The organism is Janibacter zhangyanbonis (genome assembly GCF_050507325.1).
Lineage (GTDB): Bacteria > Actinomycetota > Actinomycetes > Actinomycetales > Dermatophilaceae > Janibacter.
Map to the genome: position 1 here is coordinate 3,299,633 of NZ_CP191481.1, position 17,168 is coordinate 3,316,800.

At 73.2% G+C, this 17,168-nt stretch carries 12 protein-coding genes; 6 read left to right on the top strand and 6 right to left on the bottom strand.

Annotated elements, in window-relative coordinates:
* Positions 1–42 precede the first annotated feature (42 nt).
* The 3 genes from recC to recD are packed head-to-tail and all read left to right on the top strand — an operon-like array spanning position 43 to position 8,746.
* Positions 43–3,510 (top strand): exodeoxyribonuclease V subunit gamma, encoded by a 3,468-nt coding sequence (gene recC, locus ACQBJO_RS16265; protein WP_421007863.1) that lies wholly within the window; start codon positions 43–45, stop codon positions 3,508–3,510.
* Positions 3,507–6,914, top strand: coding sequence for a UvrD-helicase domain-containing protein (locus tag ACQBJO_RS16270; RefSeq protein ID WP_421007862.1), 3,408 nt, complete (start codon positions 3,507–3,509; stop codon positions 6,912–6,914). The genes recC and ACQBJO_RS16270 overlap by 4 nt, the downstream gene beginning before the upstream one ends.
* Complete coding sequence (gene recD / locus ACQBJO_RS16275; RefSeq protein ID WP_421007861.1) at positions 6,911–8,746, top strand: exodeoxyribonuclease V subunit alpha; 1,836 nt, start codon at positions 6,911–6,913, stop codon at positions 8,744–8,746. The genes ACQBJO_RS16270 and recD overlap by 4 nt, the downstream gene beginning before the upstream one ends.
* 6 nt (positions 8,747–8,752) lie before the next feature.
* Here the strand turns inward: recD and ACQBJO_RS16280 are convergent, their stop codons facing one another.
* The 4 genes from ACQBJO_RS16280 to ACQBJO_RS16295 all read right to left on the bottom strand — a co-directional run bounded on the left by ACQBJO_RS16280 (position 8,753) and on the right by ACQBJO_RS16295 (position 12,418).
* Positions 8,753–9,238, bottom strand: coding sequence for an ASCH domain-containing protein (locus tag ACQBJO_RS16280; protein ID WP_255184733.1), 486 nt, complete (start codon positions 9,236–9,238; stop codon positions 8,753–8,755).
* A gap of 190 nt (positions 9,239–9,428) precedes the next feature.
* The gene (locus ACQBJO_RS16285) at positions 9,429–10,223 is read right to left on the bottom strand and encodes a M57 family metalloprotease (protein WP_421007860.1); all 795 of its coding nucleotides are present in this window, start codon (positions 10,221–10,223) and stop codon (positions 9,429–9,431) included.
* Between the two features lie 248 nt (positions 10,224–10,471).
* Positions 10,472–11,278, bottom strand: a complete 807-nt coding sequence (locus ACQBJO_RS16290; protein WP_421007859.1) for a M57 family metalloprotease — start codon at positions 11,276–11,278, stop codon at positions 10,472–10,474.
* 147 nt (positions 11,279–11,425) lie between these two features.
* Entirely contained in the window at positions 11,426–12,418 is a 993-nt protein-coding gene (locus ACQBJO_RS16295) for an LLM class flavin-dependent oxidoreductase (RefSeq protein WP_421007951.1), read from the bottom strand.
* A gap of 136 nt (positions 12,419–12,554) precedes the next feature.
* Here ACQBJO_RS16295 and ACQBJO_RS16300 point away from each other — a divergent pair, with 136 nt between their 5' ends.
* The 3 genes from ACQBJO_RS16300 to ACQBJO_RS16310 all read left to right on the top strand — a co-directional run bounded on the left by ACQBJO_RS16300 (position 12,555) and on the right by ACQBJO_RS16310 (position 14,380).
* Entirely contained in the window at positions 12,555–13,232 is a 678-nt protein-coding gene (locus tag ACQBJO_RS16300) for a SprT-like domain-containing protein (protein WP_421007858.1), read from the top strand.
* A gap of 130 nt (positions 13,233–13,362) precedes the next feature.
* Positions 13,363–13,584: a mycoredoxin gene (locus tag ACQBJO_RS16305; RefSeq protein WP_421007950.1), complete on the top strand. Its 222-nt coding sequence runs from the start codon at positions 13,363–13,365 to the stop codon at positions 13,582–13,584.
* A gap of 1 nt (position 13,585) precedes the next feature.
* Positions 13,586–14,380, top strand: a complete 795-nt coding sequence (locus ACQBJO_RS16310) for a GTPase domain-containing protein (protein WP_255184738.1) — start codon at positions 13,586–13,588, stop codon at positions 14,378–14,380.
* Positions 14,381–14,504: 124 nt separating this feature from the next.
* Here the strand turns inward: ACQBJO_RS16310 and ACQBJO_RS16315 are convergent, their stop codons facing one another.
* Together ACQBJO_RS16315 and ACQBJO_RS16320 are read right to left on the bottom strand one after the other, a co-directional pair.
* The gene (locus tag ACQBJO_RS16315) at positions 14,505–15,773 is read right to left on the bottom strand and encodes a class I SAM-dependent methyltransferase (protein WP_421007857.1); all 1,269 of its coding nucleotides are present in this window, start codon (positions 15,771–15,773) and stop codon (positions 14,505–14,507) included.
* A complete protein-coding gene (locus ACQBJO_RS16320; protein WP_421007949.1) occupies positions 15,770–17,152 on the bottom strand; it encodes an FAD-binding oxidoreductase in 1,383 nt (460 codons plus the stop codon). Before ACQBJO_RS16320 ends, ACQBJO_RS16315 begins: the two co-directional genes overlap by 4 nt.
* Between the last annotated feature and the right edge of the window lie 16 nt (positions 17,153–17,168).

The following is a 17,168-nucleotide window of genomic DNA, read 5'->3' on the forward strand; positions in this document are numbered from 1 at the left end:
CGGGGACGTCACGCTGTCGTCCCGCCCGGATACGGTCTGACCGTGGCCCTCCATCTCCACCGCGCGCAGCGCACCGACACCCTCGCCGACGAGCTCGGCGGGCTGCTGGCGAGCCCGCTGCCCGACCCCTTCGCCCAGGAGGTCGTCGTCGTGCCCGAGCAGGGCATCGAGCGGTGGTTGGCCCAGCGGCTGTCCCACCGTCTCGGCCGGGGCGAAGGGGGTCAGGACGGGGTGTGCGCCGGCGTCACCTTCCTGCGGCCGCGCTCTCTCGTCACGATGCTCACCGGGCGTGACGACGACGACCCGTGGCTGCCGCAGCACCTCGTCTGGCCGCTGCTCGAGGTCATCGACGCCGGGCTCGGGCAGCCGTGGTGTGCGACGCTCAGCCGGCACCTCGGGCACGGCACCGACGACCCCGACGGCACCCGCGCCGGCCGCCGGTACTCGGTCGCGCTGCGCCTGGCCCGACTGCTCCACCGCTACGGGCAGAGCCGGCCCGCGATGCTCACCGACTGGCACGAGGGGCGCGACACCGACGGCACCGGCGCACCGCTCGACCACGACCTGATCTGGCAGGCCGAACTGTGGCGACGCCTCGTCGGCGTCGTCGACGCGCCGCCGCCGGACGTGCGGCACGCCGAGACGGTGGAGCGGCTGCGTGGCGACGGCACGGGGCTCGAGCTGCCGGAGCGGCTCTCGCTCTTCGGGCACACCCGGCTCGCGGTCACCGAGGTCGAGCTGCTGCACGCCCTCGCCGGCACCCGTGACGTGCACCTGTGGCTGCCCCAGCCCTCGCCCGACCTGTGGGAGCGACTGGCTCCCTTCGCCGCCGAAGGTGTCGTGGCCCGCGAGGACGACGCGACGAGCGACCTCGTCCGGCACCCGTTGCTCGCCTCTCTCGGCCGGGACTCGCGCGAGCTGGTGCGGGTGCTGGGCCACTCGGCGGTCTGGGTCCCACGCTCCGCGTGGGCGGAGCGAGGCCGTCCACGGCCGATCCTCGAGACCTCCGGTGGTCTCGAGGCTTCGTCGCAGAGCTCCTCGCACCTCGACCAACGTGGAGACGAGAGTTCCTCGCACCTCGACCAGCGTGAGGGTGCGGAGCCCCGGCCGGTGCTCGAGTGGCTGCAGGCCGACCTGCGCGACGACCACGTACCCGACGAGGCCGAGCGGGCGGGGCGGGAGGTGCTCCCCGACGACCGGTCGGTCCAGGTGCACGCCTGCCACGGGCCGGCCCGGCAGGTCGAGGTGCTGCGCGAGGTGCTCGTCGGCCTGCTCGACGACGACCCGACCCTCGAGCCGCGCGACGTGCTCGTCATGTGCCCCGACGTCGAGACCTATGCACCGCTCATCGGCGCGGCCTTCGGCCTCGGCGAGCACGGCACCGACGCCGACGGCGTCGACACCCACCCCGCCCACCGGCTGCGGGTGCGCCTGGCCGACCGGTCGCTGCGGGCCACCAACCCCCTGCTCGACGTCGCCGACCGCGTCGTCGGGCTCGCCGGCGGGCGCCTCACCGCGAGCGAGGTGCTCGACCTCGCGGCCAGCGGGCCGGTCCGGCGCCGCTTCGGGCTCGACGACGACGACCTCGCGACGATGACCCGCTGGGTCAGCGACTCCGGCATCCGGTGGGGCTACGACCAGGCGGGGCGGGCCCCCTTCGCCCTCGACGTGGAGCCCCAGGGGACGTGGCGTTTTGGCCTCGACCGGCTCCTCGTCGGCGTCACCGTCTCCGCCGACGGCCCGCTGCAGGTCGGCGGCGTCATGCCCCTCGACGACGTCGGCAGCGGCTCGGTCGACCTCGTCGGCCGGGTGAGCGAGCTGCTCGCCCGGATCGGTGAGGGACTCGACCGGCTCGAGCACGCCGGCCCGGCCACCGAGTGGATGGACGCCCTCACCGAGACCGTTCTCTCGCTGACCGACGTGCCCCCGCGCGAGCGCTGGCAGGTCGGCGACCTCCAGCGCACCCTCGGCTCCGCGGCCCGGCACGCCAGCGACGACGTGCCGCTGCGCCTCGCCGACGTGCGGGTGCTGCTCGCCGACCAGCTGGCGGGGCGCCCGAGCCGGGCGAGCTTCCGGACCGGCGGCCTCACCGTGTGCACGATGACGCCGATGCGCTCGGTGCCGCACCGCGTCGTGTGCCTGCTGGGCATGGACGACGACTCCTTCCCCCGCCAGCAGGCGATCGACGGCGACGACGTGCTCGCGCGCCGCCCGATGACCGGCGAGCGCGATGCCCGCAGCGAGGACCGCCAGCTGCTCCTCGACGCCGTCCTCGCCGCCCGCGAGCGACTCGTCATCGCCTACACCGGCGCCGACGAGCACAGCGGCGAACCCTGTCCGCCCGCCGTGCCGCTCGGCGAGCTCCTCGACGCCGCCCGTGAGACGACGAGCTGCCCGATCGAGGTCACGCACCACCCCCTGCAGCCCTTCGACGCGCGCAACCTCACCGTCGGGGGGCCCGGGGGCGAGCGACCCTTCAGCTTCGATCGCTCGGCCCTGCTCGCCGCCCGCGCCGCGGTCGGCGCACGCACCCCGCCCGGCCGCCTGGTCACCGCTCCCCTGCCAGCCGGGGTGGTCGCCGATGTCGGCCTGGCCGACCTCATCGCCTTCTACGACAACCCCGCACGCGGGTTCCTGCGTGACCGGCTGCAGGTCGGGGTGAGCCGCGAGGCCGACGAGGTGAGCGACCGGCTGCCGGTCGAGCTCGACGGGCTCGAGAAGTGGACCGTCGGTGACCGCGCCCTGCGCGCCCGCATCGCCGGCCAGGACCCGCGCTCGATCTACCAGGCGGAGCTGCTGCGCGGCGCGCTGCCACCCGCCGGTCTCGGCGAGGCGACGCTCGAGGAGATCGGCCGCGCCGTCGAGCAGCTCATGGGCCAGCTCGCACTCGGGCCACCCGAGGACCCGCGCTCGGTTGACATCGAGGTCACCCTGCCCGGCGACCGTCGCCTCACCGGCACCGTCGACGGCGTCCGCGGTCTGCACCTCGTCGACGTCACCTACTCCCGGCTCGGGGCCAAGCAGGTCATGGCCGCGTGGATCCGCCTGCTGGCGCTCACCGCTGCCGGCGCCGACGACGAGGGCTGGCAGGCCTCGACCCTCGGCAAGGGGTCGCGGGGCAAGGTCGCGCGCACGAGCTATGGCGTGCTGCCCCGCGATGCGGCCCGCTCGCACCTGACGACCCTGCTCGACGTCTTCGCCCTGGGCCAGACCGCACCGCTGCCCCTGCCCGTCAAGACCGCTCACGCGTGGGCCCAGGCGGTCAGCCGCAACCCCACGCGCACCCGGCTCGCCCAACAGCAGGCGGCCAAGGAGTGGGAGGCGTCGCTGCTCAAGAACGGCGACACCATCCCGGGCGAGCGGGACGACTCCTGGTGGCGCCTCGTCCACGGGCGCGAGGCCCCCTTCGACGTGCTGCTGCAGACCCTCGCCGGCCCGGGCAGCGACCTGGCCACCCTCGCCCCGCGGGTGTGGGGACCCGCGCTCGACAACGTGGGGAGCACGGCATGAGCGCACTCACCCCCTTCGACATCGCCGGCGAGCTGCCCACGGGCACGGTCCTGCTCGAGGCGAGCGCCGGCACCGGCAAGACGTGGACGATCGGCGCGCTCGTCGCCCGGCACGTCGCCGAGGGCGTGGTGCGACTCGAGGACATGCTCGTCATCACCTTCAGCCGGGCCGCCTCCCGCGAGCTGCGCGAGCGCGTCCGGGAGCACCTGCGGCACGTCCACCGGCTCGTCGCCGACCCCGCCCTGCCGACCGACGACGAGGTCGTCACGCTGCTGCGCCAGGGCACCGCCGACGAGGTCGCCGAGCGGGCCCGGCGGCTGCGCGACGCGCTGACCCACTTCGACGCGGCGACGATCGCGACGACGCACCAGTTCTGCCAGCTCGTGCTGCGCGGGCTCGGGGTCGCCGGCGACACCGACCAGCACGCCCGCCTCGTCGAGGACCTGTCGGACCTGCGGGACGAGGTCGTCGACGACCTCTACGTCCGCGGCTTCGCGAAGGGAGGGCCAGCCGCCTTCTCCCGCAAGCGCGCCGGCGAGATCGCCCGCGCCGTGACCGAAAATCCGCATGCCGCGCTCGAGCCGGCCTCCCTCGAGGGGCGCTCAGCCGACGCCCGCAGCCTGGGCTTCGCCCAGCTCGTGCGCGAGGAGCTCGACCGCCGCAAGCGGCGCCTCGGCGTGCTCGGCTACGACGACCTGCTCTCGCACCTCGCGATCGCCCTCGAGGACGAGGACTCCCCGGCCCGCGAGCGGATGCGGCAGCGCTGGCGGGTCGTGCTCGTCGACGAGTTCCAGGACACCGACCCGGTGCAGTGGCAGATCCTCGACCGCGCCTTCAGCGGGCACAGCACGCTCGTGCTCATCGGCGACCCCAAGCAGGCGATCTACGGATTCCGCGGCGGTGACGTCGACACCTATCTGACGGCCGCCGAGTCGGCGACCTCCCGGCACACCCTCGGGGTCAACCACCGCTCCGACGGTCCGCTCGTGCGCAGCCTCGGGGTCCTGCTCGGCAGGGCGCAGCTCGGCGACGAGGAGATCGTCGTGCACCAGGTGAGCGCCGCCCGTGACGGCTCGCGCCTCGGCATCGCCGACGGCACCGCCCCCGACGGACAGCTCGCCCCCGTGCGGCTGCGCGCGGTGCCGAGCGCCCGCGTCGAGCAGCCCGGGCAGAACATCTCGATCGCCACCGTCCGCCCGCTCGTCGCCGCCGACTGCGCGGCCGAGATCACCCGGCTGCTCGCCGGGCGCACGACCTTCGACGGGCGCCCGCTGCGGGCGGGCGACATCGCCGTGCTCGCCCACACCCGCAAGCAGCTCGACACCGTGCGCTCCGCACTCACGGCTGTCGGGCTGCGCTCGGTCATCGTCTCGAGCGAGAGCATCTACGACTCCGTGGCCGCGGAGCACTGGCTCACCCTCCTCGAGGCGATGGAGCTGACCCACCGCGCCGAGCGGGTGCGCGCGGCGGCGCTCACCCCCTTCGTCGGGGCCACCGCCACCGACCTCGACGCCCGCGGCGACGACCTCACCGAAGAGGTCGCGCACCGGCTGCGCACCTGGGCCGCCCTTCTCGGGCGGCGCGGCGTGGCCGCCGTGCTCGCCGCAGCGACCGCCGACGGGCTCGACGCCCGCGTCCTCGGCCGCACCGACGGCGAGCGCCTGCTCACCGACCTGCGGCACATCGGCGAGACGCTCCACCAGCGGGTCGTCACCGAGGGCGACGGCCTCGCCTCGCTCACCGCCTGGCTGCGCGAGCGCATGGCCGCCAGCCGCAAGGAGGAGCGCGCCCGTCGCCTCGACAGCGACGCCGACGCGGTCCACCTCGCGACGATCCACGCGAGCAAGGGCCTTCAGTACCCCGTCGTCATGCTCCCCTTCGTGTGCGACCGGTGGTTGCCACGGCCCGACGTGCTGCACTTCCATCGCGCCGATCGCACCCGGGCGCTCGACATCGGCATCACCTCCGACGACGGCCGCTCCGACCGCCTCGCCCGAGCCGCGGCGGAGGAGAGCGGCGAGTCGCTGCGGCTGCTCTACGTCGCGCTCACCCGCGCGCAGAGCCAGGTCGTCACGTGGTGGTTCCCCTCGGCGCAGAGCACCGGCCCGTCGCCGCTGCACCGCCTCCTCCTCGGGCGCACCCAGGGGCAGGCCGAGGTCCCGCCGAAGCACCCGGTGCCCGGCGACGAGACCCTGCAGGACCGCCTCGCGGACTGGGAGCGGCGGGGCGCGCTGCGGGTCGAGTACGTCGACCAGCCCACCCCCGTGACGATGTCGCAGCCTCAGCCGGTGACCGACCTGTCGGTCCGCGACTTCACCCGCACCGTCGACGACGCGTGGCGCCGGACCTCCTACACCGCGCTCACCCGCCCCCTCGACGAGGCCCCCCGGGCCAGTGCCGAGGAGCTCGTAGCCAGCGAGCCGGAGGTCACCGACCGTCAGGACGAAGGGGGTCCCGCCGACCTCGTCGTGGCCGGTGGGGCCGACGTGGCGGGGGCTGCGGGAGGCGAGGGGCATCTCCCTTCGCCCATGGCGGAGCTGCCCGTCGGAGCGGGCTTCGGCTCGCTCGTCCACGCGGTGCTCGAGGAGGCCGACGCGCAGGCGGAGGACCTGCTCGGCGAGCTGCGGGCGCACATCGAGGAGCAGATCATCGCCTGGCCGGTGCCCGACCTCGACCGGGACGCCCTCGCCGCGGCGCTCGTCGAGGTCATCGAGACCCCGCTCGGGCCGCTGGCTCCCGGCACCCGGCTGCGTGACGTCGGAGCGCGGGACCGACTGTGCGAGATGGACTTCGAGCTGCCGCTCGGCGGCGGGGACGACGCCCCGCCGCCCAGCGACGACGGCGCCGTGCTCGGTGACCTCGCCGCCCTCATGCGCGAGCACCTGCCGGCAGACGACCCGGTGCTGCCCTTCGCCGACGTGCTCGACGACCCCGTGCTCGGCGGCCAGGCGCTGCGCGGCTACCTCACCGGCTCCGTCGACATCGTCCTGCGCATCGGCGAGCGGCACCTCGTCGTCGACTACAAGACCAACTGGCTCGGGCCCGTCGACACCCCGCTGACGACGGCCCACTACGACCCGACGGCGCTGCGCGAGGCGATGACGCACTCGAGCTATCCGCTCCAGGCGATCCTCTACGGGGTCGTGCTGCACCGCTTCCTGAGGTGGCGGCAGCCGGGCTACGACCCGCACCGGCACCTGGGCGGCGTGCTCTACCTCTACCTGCGAGGCATGGCCGGGGAGCGGACACCGCTCGTCGACGGGCACCCGACCGGGGTCTTCTCGTGGGCGCCACCGGTCGAGCTGATCGCCGGTGTCTCCGACCTGCTCGACGGGCGCCGGCCCGCGGGCGTGGGCGCCGGGACCGACGCGGGTGCAGCCACGAGCGAAGGGACGGACCGATGACCGAGGTGCTCGACCGCTACGACCGCCGCGTCGCCCGCACCGCCACCGGCGAGCTCGCCGAACTCAACGCCGCAGGCGTCATCGAGGCCGCCGACGTCCACGTCGCCAGCCGGCTCGCGACGCTGGTGGGCGAGGAAGATCCCCTGGCACGGGTGACGCTCGCGCTCGTCGTGCGGGCGGCCCGAGAGGGCTCGACGAGCCTCGACCCGGAGCACGCCCGCGAGCTGCTCGCCGAGGCATTCGAGGTGACAGCGACCGACTATCCGGTCGGGGACACCTCCACCCAGCGGCCGGGCGCGGTCGAGGACACCTCCACCCAGCGGCCGGGCGGGGTCGAGCTGCCGCCGACGCCCGCGTGGCTCGAGCAGGTGCGGGTCAGCGCACTCGCCGAGGCAGGGGTGCTGCTCGTCGAGCACGACCTCGTCTACCTCGACCGCTATCACCGCGAAGAGGTCCAGGTCGCCCAGGACCTGCAGCGCCGGGCCGAGACGGCTGCCCCCGAGGTCGACGAGCAGATGCTCGAGGCGGGACTGGAGCGCGTCTTCCCCAGCACGGGCTGGGGCGAGCAGCGCGACGCGGTCCGGGCTGCCGCCGGGCGCCTGACGACCGTGCTCGCCGGTGGCCCGGGGACCGGCAAGACCTCCACCGTCGCCGGGCTGCTCACCCTGCTGCTCGAGCAGGCCGAGGCCACCGGTCACCGGCCGCGGATCGCCCTGGCCGCCCCGACCGGCAAGGCCGCCGCCCGGCTGCGCGAGTCGGTCCTCGGCTCCCTGGGCCACATGCCCGAGCAGGACCGGCAGCGCCTCGGCACCGACATCGAGGCCGTCACCGTCCACCGGCTGCTCGGGTGGCGGCCCGACAGCGGCAACCGCTTCAGGCGCGACCGGGGCAACCCGCTGCCCCACGACATCGTCGTCGTCGACGAGGCCTCGATGCTGTCGCTGACGCTCACCGCCCGCCTGCTCGAGGCCCTGCGCCCGAGCGCCCGGCTGCTCCTCGTCGGCGACCCCGACCAGCTCGCCTCGGTCGAGGCCGGTGCCGTGCTCGCCGACCTCGTCGCGGGCTACGGCGACGACGGCCCGGTGGCGCGCCTGCAGACCTCGCACCGCTTCGGCCACGAGATCGGCGCCCTCGCCGAGGCCGTGCGCGTCGGCGACGCCGACCGGGTGCTCGAGCTGCTCGCGCAGGCCGGCCCGGGTGGCCCGGTCGAGCACCTGCCGGTCGACGACGTCATCGAGGCCGACGAGGCCCTGCGCCCCCGGCTGCTCACCCACGCCGAGCGGCTGCGCGACCTCGCCCTCGCGGGCCGCTACGCCGACGCGCTCCGCCAGCTCGGCGAGCACCGGCTGCTGTGCGCCCACCGCGACGGACCCTGGGGCGTCGGGCCGTGGAACGACCGCGTCGAGCGCTGGCTCGCCGAGTCGAGCGACCACCTCGGTCGCCAGGTCGTCGGCCGGCCGCTGCTCGTGACGACCAACGACCGGGGCCTGGGCCTCTTCAACGGCGACACCGGCGTCATGGCGCTGCGGGCCGACCACCGCGTCGTCGGGGTCTTCGGCGAGCCGGACGCCCCGATCGTCCACGCCGCCTCGACGCTCGGTGACGTCGACACCGCCCACGCGCTGACGATCCACAAGAGCCAGGGCAGCCAGGCGCGATCGGTCACCGTGCTCCTGCCCGACGCCGACTCTCGCCTGCTCACCCGCGAGCTGCTCTACACCGCGATCACCCGCGCCCAGGAGTCGGTGACGCTCGTCGGCTCCGTCGAGGCCGTGCGGGCCGCGGTCACCCGGCGCACCCAGCGGGCGACCGGGCTGCGGCACCGGGTCTGACGCGCCCTACTCCGCGTGCAGCACCCGCAGCTCCTCGAGGACGACGGGCATGTCGCGGGCGAAGGCGCGGTCGTGGCTCGGGTGCTCGGTGAAGAACCGCTCGTGGACCTGCCGCCAGTGCTCGAGCGAGCGGTCCCCCTCGCCCTCCGCACGGGCGTGGTCGGCATCGACCTCGTCGAAGGGGACCACCCGCACCCGGGTCGTCACGACGAGCGCCCGCGGGCGGCCCGAGCCGTCGACGACGATGCCGAGCGTGCCCTCGGTGGGCAGGTCCTCCCCTTCGGCCTCGTAGTCCCAGAGCGCTGAAGCGGTCGCCGTCTTGTCCCCGGCGAGGACGAGCTCGAGCAGCTCGTCGGCCTGGTCGGGCGTCGCCCCGAAGGCCCATGCCGGCGGGCGGATCACCGCGAGCGGGTTGACCCCGGTGTAGGAGCTGACCTGCGCGAGGTCGGCGTGCTGCTGCGCGCGCTGCCAGAAGGCCTCGATCTCGTCCATGCCCCCATCGTGCCCTTCGAGGCTCGGCCGCGGGCGGCCTCGCACCTCAGGGATCGAGAACCACCTCGGCCGCGGCGGCCTCGCACCTCAGGGATCGAGAACCACCCCGGCCGTGGGGGCAGACGCGGACGCCCCCTTCGTCACGGGGAGGAGCCGTGACGAAGGGGGCGCCGAGTGCCCCAGGGGTGCGTCAGGAGCCGTAGACCGAGCGGATACCCTCACGGTCCGACGCGGTCATGCTCAGGTCGTCGCTCGACCCGTTGCACTGCGGGTAGTGCATGATCGACGCCGAGTCGTAGGGGGTCAGCGGACGCCAGTTGTTGTCCTCGAAGCACGTGCCCGACTCGGGGCGGGTGTGCTCGTGACGGAAGCCGAGCGTGTGGCCGAGCTCGTGGGCGAGGATGTTGCTCGGGGTCCACGAGCCGGCGTTGAAGAGCTGGCTGGTGCTCACGAGGACGTTGCGGCTGCGCTTGGACGTGCTCGGGAAGAAGGCCCGCGCGATGTACTGCGTCGTGTTGGTCGGCTCGACCGAGAAGACGACGTTGTTGTTGCGCGTGGTGCAGCTCTTGTCCTGGCTGGAGACGTAGGTGAAGTTCACCCCGGAGGAGGCGGACTCCCACTGCGCCGCACCGCTGGCCATCGCGTCACGGACGCGGCCGTGGTCGGAGCCGAACTTCGTGCTGACGCAGTAGGTCAGGTTCTTGGCCTGCGTCGTGGTCCAGACGTCGTCCTTGCCGTAGACGGTGTTGACGATCAGAGCATCGCTCTGCTGCGGCGCGACGAGCTCCTGGTAGAACTCGCGCAGCTGCTTCTCGCCCTCCAGCGGGATGTCGCCGTTGACGATGTACTGGCGGTCCGCGTCCTGGTAGGTCTGCGTCTTGAACTCGTCGTACGTCGGCTCGTCGCTCGACGCGGCGTTGCTGACGCTCATGGCGCCCATCGACACGGTGGCGGCAATCGCCAGCACGCTCGCAACACGCTTCATCTGGTCATCCTTCGTCTCGTCGGAGGCGCGGTCGCGCCATCCGGGTGAAGGGAATGTATGACCGTGAAGGGCCCTCGCGGACCAGCGTCGGGTAAGGATCCGACCACCATCGTCGGGACTTCGTCAGGGTGCGGTCAGGCGAGGGTGGGGCACCCCCGGAGACAGGACGCCCCCTTCGCCCCGGGGAGGAAATCCGGGGCGAAGGGGGTATCCCTTCCCAGGGTGGTTCCCGAGCTGGGGGGAGAGGCTCAGGAACCGTAGACCGAGCGGATCCCCTCGCGATCCGCCGCGGTCATGCTCAGGTCGTCGGACGATCCGTTGCACTGGGGGTAGTGCATGATCGACGACGAGTCGTAGGGCGTCAGCGGACGCCAGTTGTTGTCCTCGAAGCAGGTACCGGCCTCGGGACGGGTGTGCTCGTGGCGGAAGCCGAGGGCGTGGCCGAGCTCGTGGGCCAGGACGTTCTGCGCGGCCCAGCCGGAGGAGAAGATCTGGTCCGTGTTGATCAGGACGTTGCGAGTCGACTTCGCGGTGCTCGGGAAGAAGGCGCGGGCGACGTAGCTCGCACCGCTCACCGGCTCCACGGAGAAGAGCACGTTGGAGTTGCGCGTCGTGCAGCTGGCGTCCTGGCTCGAGTCGTAGGTGAAGTCGACACCCGAGCTCGCGGACTCCCACTGGTTGCCGCCGGCCTGCATCGCGCTGACGATCGCCGCCTTGTCGGAGCCGAAGCGGTCACTCACGCAGTAGGTGAGGTTCTGCGCCTGGGTGGCGCTCCACACGTCGTCCTTGCCGTAGACCGTGTTGACGATGAGCTGGCTCTCGTACTGGGGGTTGACGAGCTCCTGGTAGAACTCGCGCAGCTGCTTCTCCCCCGCGAGCGGGATGTCCCCGTTGACGATGTACTGCTGGTCCGTCGGGTCCTGGTAGGTCTGTGCCTTGTACTCCTGGTAGGTCGGCTCGTCGCTCCCGTCGGCGTAGCCGAGGCTCGCCGCTCCCATCGAGATCGTGGCCGCGATACCCAGGACGGTTGCAGCGCGTGTGGTGGTGCGCTTCATGTGGCGTTTCCCTTCATCACCCGGCGACACGGTCGTATCGCCTTCGTGACTGGGACGCTATGCGGCGCCCGCACCACGACTCCATCCTCGCGCCGTCAAGGATCGGGCAGGCGCCGTCAGGACTTCGTCAGGAGGGTCGAAGGGGGGTCAGCTCCCGGTCTCGCGGAGCCCGGCGACGATCTCGAGGGTGCGGATCCGCTGCGCCAGCTCCGGGGCGGGGTTGGTCATGATCAGCTCGTCGGCGTCGGCGAGGGCGGCGAAGTCGGCCAGCCCGCGGGCCACCTCGTCGGGGTTGCCGACGACCGTGTGGGTGAGCATGTGGCGGGCCTGGGCACCGACGTGGGTGTCCATGAGCGCCGTGACCATCTCCTCGTCGAGGCTGCCCGAGCCGACCCGGCCGGCGAGCATCCGCACCCGGGCCCGCAGGACCCGGTCGGCGGCCTCGACCGCCTCGGCGGAGTCGTCGGCGGCGATGACGTTGAGCGCCGCGATGACGTGCGGCTGCTGCAGCTGCTCGCTCGGCGTGAAGCGCTCGCGGTAGACCCGCACGGCCTGCTCGAGGGCGTCGGGCGCGAAGTGGGACGCGAAGGCATAGGGCAGGCCGTAGGCGGCGGCGAGCTGGGCGCCGAAGAGCGAGGAGCCGAGGATGTAGAGCGGCACGCGGGTGCCGCGGCCGGGGTAGGCGTGGATCCCGTCGACCTGCGACTCGTCGGCGAGATATCCCTGCAGCTCGCGGACGTCCTGGGGGAAGGCCTCGGCGGCGCGGGGGTCGGTGCGCAGCGCGCGCAGGGTCTGGCCGTCGGTGCCGGGGGCACGACCGAGCCCGAGGTCGATGCGGCCGGGGTGGAGCTCGGCGAGGGTGCCGAACTGCTCGGCGATGACGAGCGGCGAGTGGTTGGGCAGCATGATGCCGCCGGAGCCGACGCGGATCCGCTCGGTGCGCGAGGCGATGTGCGCGATGAGGACGGAGGTCGCCGCGGAGGCGATGCGCGACATGTTGTGGTGCTCGGCAAACCAGAGGCGCTCGAAGACCCCGAGGTCGTCCGCGCGCTGCGCGAGGGTGACGGTGTCGGCGAGCGCCTCGCTGATCGGCTGGTCGCGGCCCACGGTGGCCAGGTCGAGGAGGGAAAGCTTCGGGATCACACCCGTCGGCAACCCCGTGCACAGCGCACCTATTCCCGGCGTGACTGTCCACAGGCTCCCACCGGCGAAGGGGGTCGTCCCCAGGTCATCGCGTGGTCGGGAGGCATGCGACCCAGCGCCTACGCTCCTGCACATGGAGATCGGGGCGGCACGCGAGATGGCACGGGGGCTCATGGACGAGCACGGCCTGCAGGGCTGGCATCTCGTCGTCGACCGGGCCAAGCGACGTGCCGGGGTGTGCCGTTCGGCCGATCGCACCATCGGGCTGAGCGGCCCGCTCACCGAGCTGCACTCGCCCGAGCAGGTGCGCGACACCGTGCTCCACGAGATCGCCCACGCCCTCGCCGGGCCGCGGGCCGGCCACGGCCCCCGGTGGCGCGAGATCGCGGCGGCGATCGGCGCCGTGCCGCAGCGCTGCCTGCCGAGCGATGCCCCGACCGTGGCCGGCGCCTGGGTCGGCACCTGCCCGGCCGGCCACACCATTGACCGGCACCGACGCCCCACGCAGGTCTCCTCCTGCCGGGAGTGCAGCCGCTCCTTCGACCCCGGGGCGATCTTCACGTGGACCCACCACGGGCAGCCGGCGGTCATGCCCCCTTCGTACCTGCAGCAGCTCGCCGCGATCCGTCTGGCGGCGGAGCGGGCCGGCTCAGGTGACCTCGTCGCCGTCGGCGACCGGGTGCGCATCCTCACCCCGGGGCGCTACCAGGGTGTCGTCGGCGTCGTCGTCAAGCGAGGTCGCACCCGCTTCCACGTGCGGCGGCGCGGGTCCGTGCTCACCGTCCCCTTCGACCACGTCGAGGCCGCCTGAGCCGCCTCGAGACCGTCTCGAGGGGCCCCCGGGTGCGGGAGATCCGGGCAACTCGTGGTTGGCTGGTGGGGTGAACGTTCGCGAGATCCTGCCCCCCGGCCTCGACCTGCCCGCTGAGGGCACGGTGACGATGTTCTCCACGAGCTGGTGCGGCTACTGCCGCCGCCTGAAGTCCCAGCTGGACCGCGAGGGCATCGGCTACACCGAGATCAACATCGAGACCACGCCCGGCACCGCCGAGCTCGTCGAGACGATCAACGGCGGCAACCAGACGGTGCCGACCGTGCTGTACCCCGACGGGTCGTCCGCGACCAACCCCGCGCTGGCCGACGTCAAGAAGCAGCTGCACTGACATGGCACGCATGTCCTCCGCGACCCGGACGGCCGTCGGCACGAGCATCGCCGGTGGGGCCATCTCCGCGCTGTCGGGGGCGCCGCACCAGCTGAGCCACCTCTTCCGCGGCCGCTTCCCGACCGTCGCCGTCACCGGCATGACCGGGGTCGGCAAGACCCGGCTGGCCGACCGCCTCGCCCGCCGCACCAGCGCCGAGAGCACCGTCGAGGTCGGCTCCGCGACGATGGAGCGCCGCACCCGACGCACCGCCAAGGGCCGCGGCTTCCGCTTCCGCGTCGTCCCCGGCGACAACGCCGCGACCCGGCTCGGCGCGCTCGACGAGGTCTTCCACGACGACCCGGTCGACGGCGTGCTGCACGTCGTCGCCTGGGGCCACGCCACCGCCCGCCGTACCGCCGGCACGTCCGGCGAGGCCGTCGCGACCCGCGAGGAGCTGCTCGCCGCCGAGCTCGAGGACTGGACGATCACGGCGCACCGCATCGCGTCGATGGCGCTGCGCCGCGACAAGCCGGTGTGGCTGGTCATCGTCGTCACCAAGGCCGACCTCTTCCCCGACGAGGTCGACGAGGCCGTGCGCTACTACTCGCCCGGCAGCGGCTCCCCCTTCGCCGCGAAGCTCGACGAGCTGCGCTCCCTCGCCGGCGGTGCCCGCCTCTCGGTCGACGTGCTGCCGATGTGCACCGAGCCCGGCGAGGCGACCGGCAAGGCGGCCCGCAAGGACGCCGGCAAGCGGTGCAGCGCGATGCTCACCGCGCTCGAGGCGCGCATGGCCCAGCTCTCCGGCCACGCCTGATCCGAGTACGTCCGCTCCCACGAACACCCCCCACCCTGCAAGACCCTAGGGTCTTGCGCAGTTGCAGACCCTGAACCCTGCAAAACCCTAGGGTTTTGCAGGGTTCAGCGGCTGCCGCCCGGGGTCAGAAGGTGTGGCGCAGGGGGTAGCCGCTCGTGCCGTCGGCGGTGGTCTTCGTCGCGAGCACGTGGGTGAGCTGGACGTCGTTGCGCTCGAAGCCGATCCGCGAGCCGACGAGGTAGAGGCCCCACAGGCGCGCGGTGCCCTCGCCGACCTCGGCGACGCACTCGTCCCAGTGCTCCACGAGGTTGTCGACCCAGCCGGCGAGCGTCCTGGCGTAGTGGGTGCGGAAGTTCTCGGCGTGCTGGAACTCGAGGCCGGCGTCCTGCAGCTTCGCGATGACCGTGCCGGCCCCGGTGAGCTCCCCGTCGGGGAAGATGTAGCGGTCGATGAAGGCACCGGTGCGGGTCGGCCGGTTGTGGTCGCGCGTGATGCAGTGGTTGAGCAGCCGACCGTAGGGCTTGAGCTTGTCGTGCAGCGAGGCGAAGTACACCGGGTAGTTCTGGATCCCGATGTGCTCGGTCAGGCCGATCGAGCTGATCGCGTCGAAGTCCCCCTCGGCGACATCGCGGTAGTCCATGAAGCGCACCTCGGCGAGGTCACCGAGCCCCTCGCGGTCGATCGCCAGCTTGGCCCAGTCGGCCTGCTCCCGCGAGAGCGTGACGCCGAGGGCCTTGACGCCGTAGTGCTTCGCGGCGTGGCGGACCATGCCGCCCCAGCCGCAGCCGACGTCGAGCAGCCGCTGGCCGGGCTGGAGGTCGAGCTTGCGGGCGATGAGGTCGTACTTGTGCTCCTGCGCCTGCTCGAGCGTCGCGTCGGCGGTCGGGTAGACCGCGCAGGTGTAGGTCATCGACGGGCCGAGCACCATCTCGTAGAAGCGGTTGGACACGTCGTAGTGGTGGTGGATGACCTCTGCGTCGCGGGCGCGACTGTGCCGCAGGCCCTCCATGACACGGCGCCACCGCGGCAGGTGCTCCTGCGGCGGGGGCGGCGGCGGGTTGAGGTGCTCCCACCCGAGGCCGCGGACCAGCTCCAGCGCCTCGCGGGCCGTGGGGATGCGCCACCGGTCGGTGCTGCTCATCAGGTCGAGCAGGGGATAGATGTTGCCGGGGTGGAACCCGGTGCCCGTGAGGTCGCCGGCGACCCACGCCCGGGCCATGCCGAGGTCACCGGGGGCGGTCAGCAGGTAGCGCAGCCCGCGCTCGGAGCGCAGCTCGATGCCGATCTCGGCGTCCTGCGGACCTGCGGCGCTGCCGTCGTAGGCCGTGATCCGCACGGGCAGACCCTCGGGGAGGATGCCGGAGAGGGCGTCGGCGATCTTGATCGTGCTCACTGTGTCCGAACCACCTTGTCGTAGAGGTCGGTCAGTCGGCCGGCCGGGTCGTATCGCTGCTGGACCGCAGCGAGGTTGGCGCCGCCGTAGAGGCGGTCGAAGACGTCACGCGGGTAGAAGGCCTCGGAGTAGAGCGACTTGTGCCCGCCGAGCTCGGTCACCCGGGCCTCGATGGCGCGGTTGCGCGGGCCCTGCGGTGCGTCGGGGCCGACGTGCACGGTTCCCCAGAAGCCGACGTTGACGTAGGTGCGCCCCGGTTCGAGGGGGTAGCCGGGCCAGGTGCGGGCATGCCCGTCGACCTCACGCAGGCGAAGGGGGCACAGCCACACCGGCCGCATGCCGATCGCCTCGTCGAACCACCCGAGGAAGTCGGCCAGTCGGTCCGTGGGCACCTCGACGTCCTGGATGACGCGCTCGCGCCGGGGTCGACCGGCGCGCGCGTCGAGCCGGTCGACGATGCCGTGCCGTCGGTCGAGGGCGACGAGCCGGTGGTAGACGTCGGAGCGACGCCACCGCCGCGGCCACAGACGACGGACCGCCGGGCGCTGCACGCCGAAGGCACCCGAGCACCAGAACCAGTCGGTGTCCCAGCGCCACAGGTAGTCGTGCATCGTCAGCAGGTCGCTCGTGCGCTCCTGGAGCGAGCGGTAGAAGATCTGCTGGCCGGTGTAGTCGCTCGTCTCCCCGGCCTCGTCGGTCCACCGCGCGAGGGTCAGGTAGATCTCGTCGGGGGCGAAGGCCACCCCGTCGAGCCCGTCGATGCGCTCCCCGTCGTGCTCACCGGCCGCGACGAGCCGCTCGACGGCCTCGGCCGCCGACTGCGCGTCGTCGAAGCGCAGGTGCCGCAGCGCGACCCGCGGCGGTACCGCCTCGAGCTCGATGTGCAGCCGGGTGGCGTAGCCGAGGGACCCGTAGGAGTTGGGGAAGGCGTGGAAGAGGTCGGCGTGCTCGCCCTCCGGCCCGGCGGTGACGACCTCGCCGGACCCGGTGAGCACGTCCATCTCGAGCACCGACTCGTGGGGCAGGCCGTTGCGCCAGCTCGTCGCCTCGATGCCCAGGCCGGTGACCGCGCCGCCGAGGGTGATCGTGCGCAGCTGCGGGACGACGAGCGGGATCAGCCCGTGCGGCAGGGTCGCGGCGACGAGGTCCTCGTAGGTGCACATGCCCTGCACCTGCGCGGTCCGCGTGTCCGGGTCGACCTCGATGACCCCGGCCAGCCCCGAAACGTCGAGCCCCGGCACCTCGACCCGGGCGCGAGGGCGGAAGAGGTTGGACGTGCGCTTCGCCAGTCGCACCGGCGCCCCGTGCGGGATCGCCGCGTGCGAGCGGACCAGTCGCTCGACCGCGGCCTGGTGTGCCTGCCAGCCAATTACCTGCATCGAGCACACAACCTAC

Bases quoted from the DNA above. Each gene is read 5' to 3' on its own strand.
- ACQBJO_RS16310 (WP_255184738.1), top strand. From the start codon at position 13,586: ATGGCACGCATGTCCTCCGCGACCCGGACGGCCGTCGGCACGAGCATC.
- recD (WP_421007861.1), top strand. From the start codon at position 6,911: ATGACCGAGGTGCTCGACCGCTACGACCGCCGCGTCGCCCGCACCGCC.
- ACQBJO_RS16280 (WP_255184733.1), bottom strand. From the start codon at position 9,238: ATGGACGAGATCGAGGCCTTCTGGCAGCGCGCGCAGCAGCACGCCGAC.
- ACQBJO_RS16305 (WP_421007950.1), top strand. From the start codon at position 13,363: ATGTTCTCCACGAGCTGGTGCGGCTACTGCCGCCGCCTGAAGTCCCAG.
- ACQBJO_RS16320 (WP_421007949.1), bottom strand. From the start codon at position 17,152: ATGCAGGTAATTGGCTGGCAGGCACACCAGGCCGCGGTCGAGCGACTG.
- ACQBJO_RS16270 (WP_421007862.1), top strand. From the start codon at position 3,507: ATGAGCGCACTCACCCCCTTCGACATCGCCGGCGAGCTGCCCACGGGC.
- ACQBJO_RS16285 (WP_421007860.1), bottom strand. From the start codon at position 10,223: ATGAAGCGTGTTGCGAGCGTGCTGGCGATTGCCGCCACCGTGTCGATG.
- ACQBJO_RS16290 (WP_421007859.1), bottom strand. From the start codon at position 11,278: ATGAAGCGCACCACCACACGCGCTGCAACCGTCCTGGGTATCGCGGCC.
- ACQBJO_RS16300 (WP_421007858.1), top strand. From the start codon at position 12,555: ATGGAGATCGGGGCGGCACGCGAGATGGCACGGGGGCTCATGGACGAG.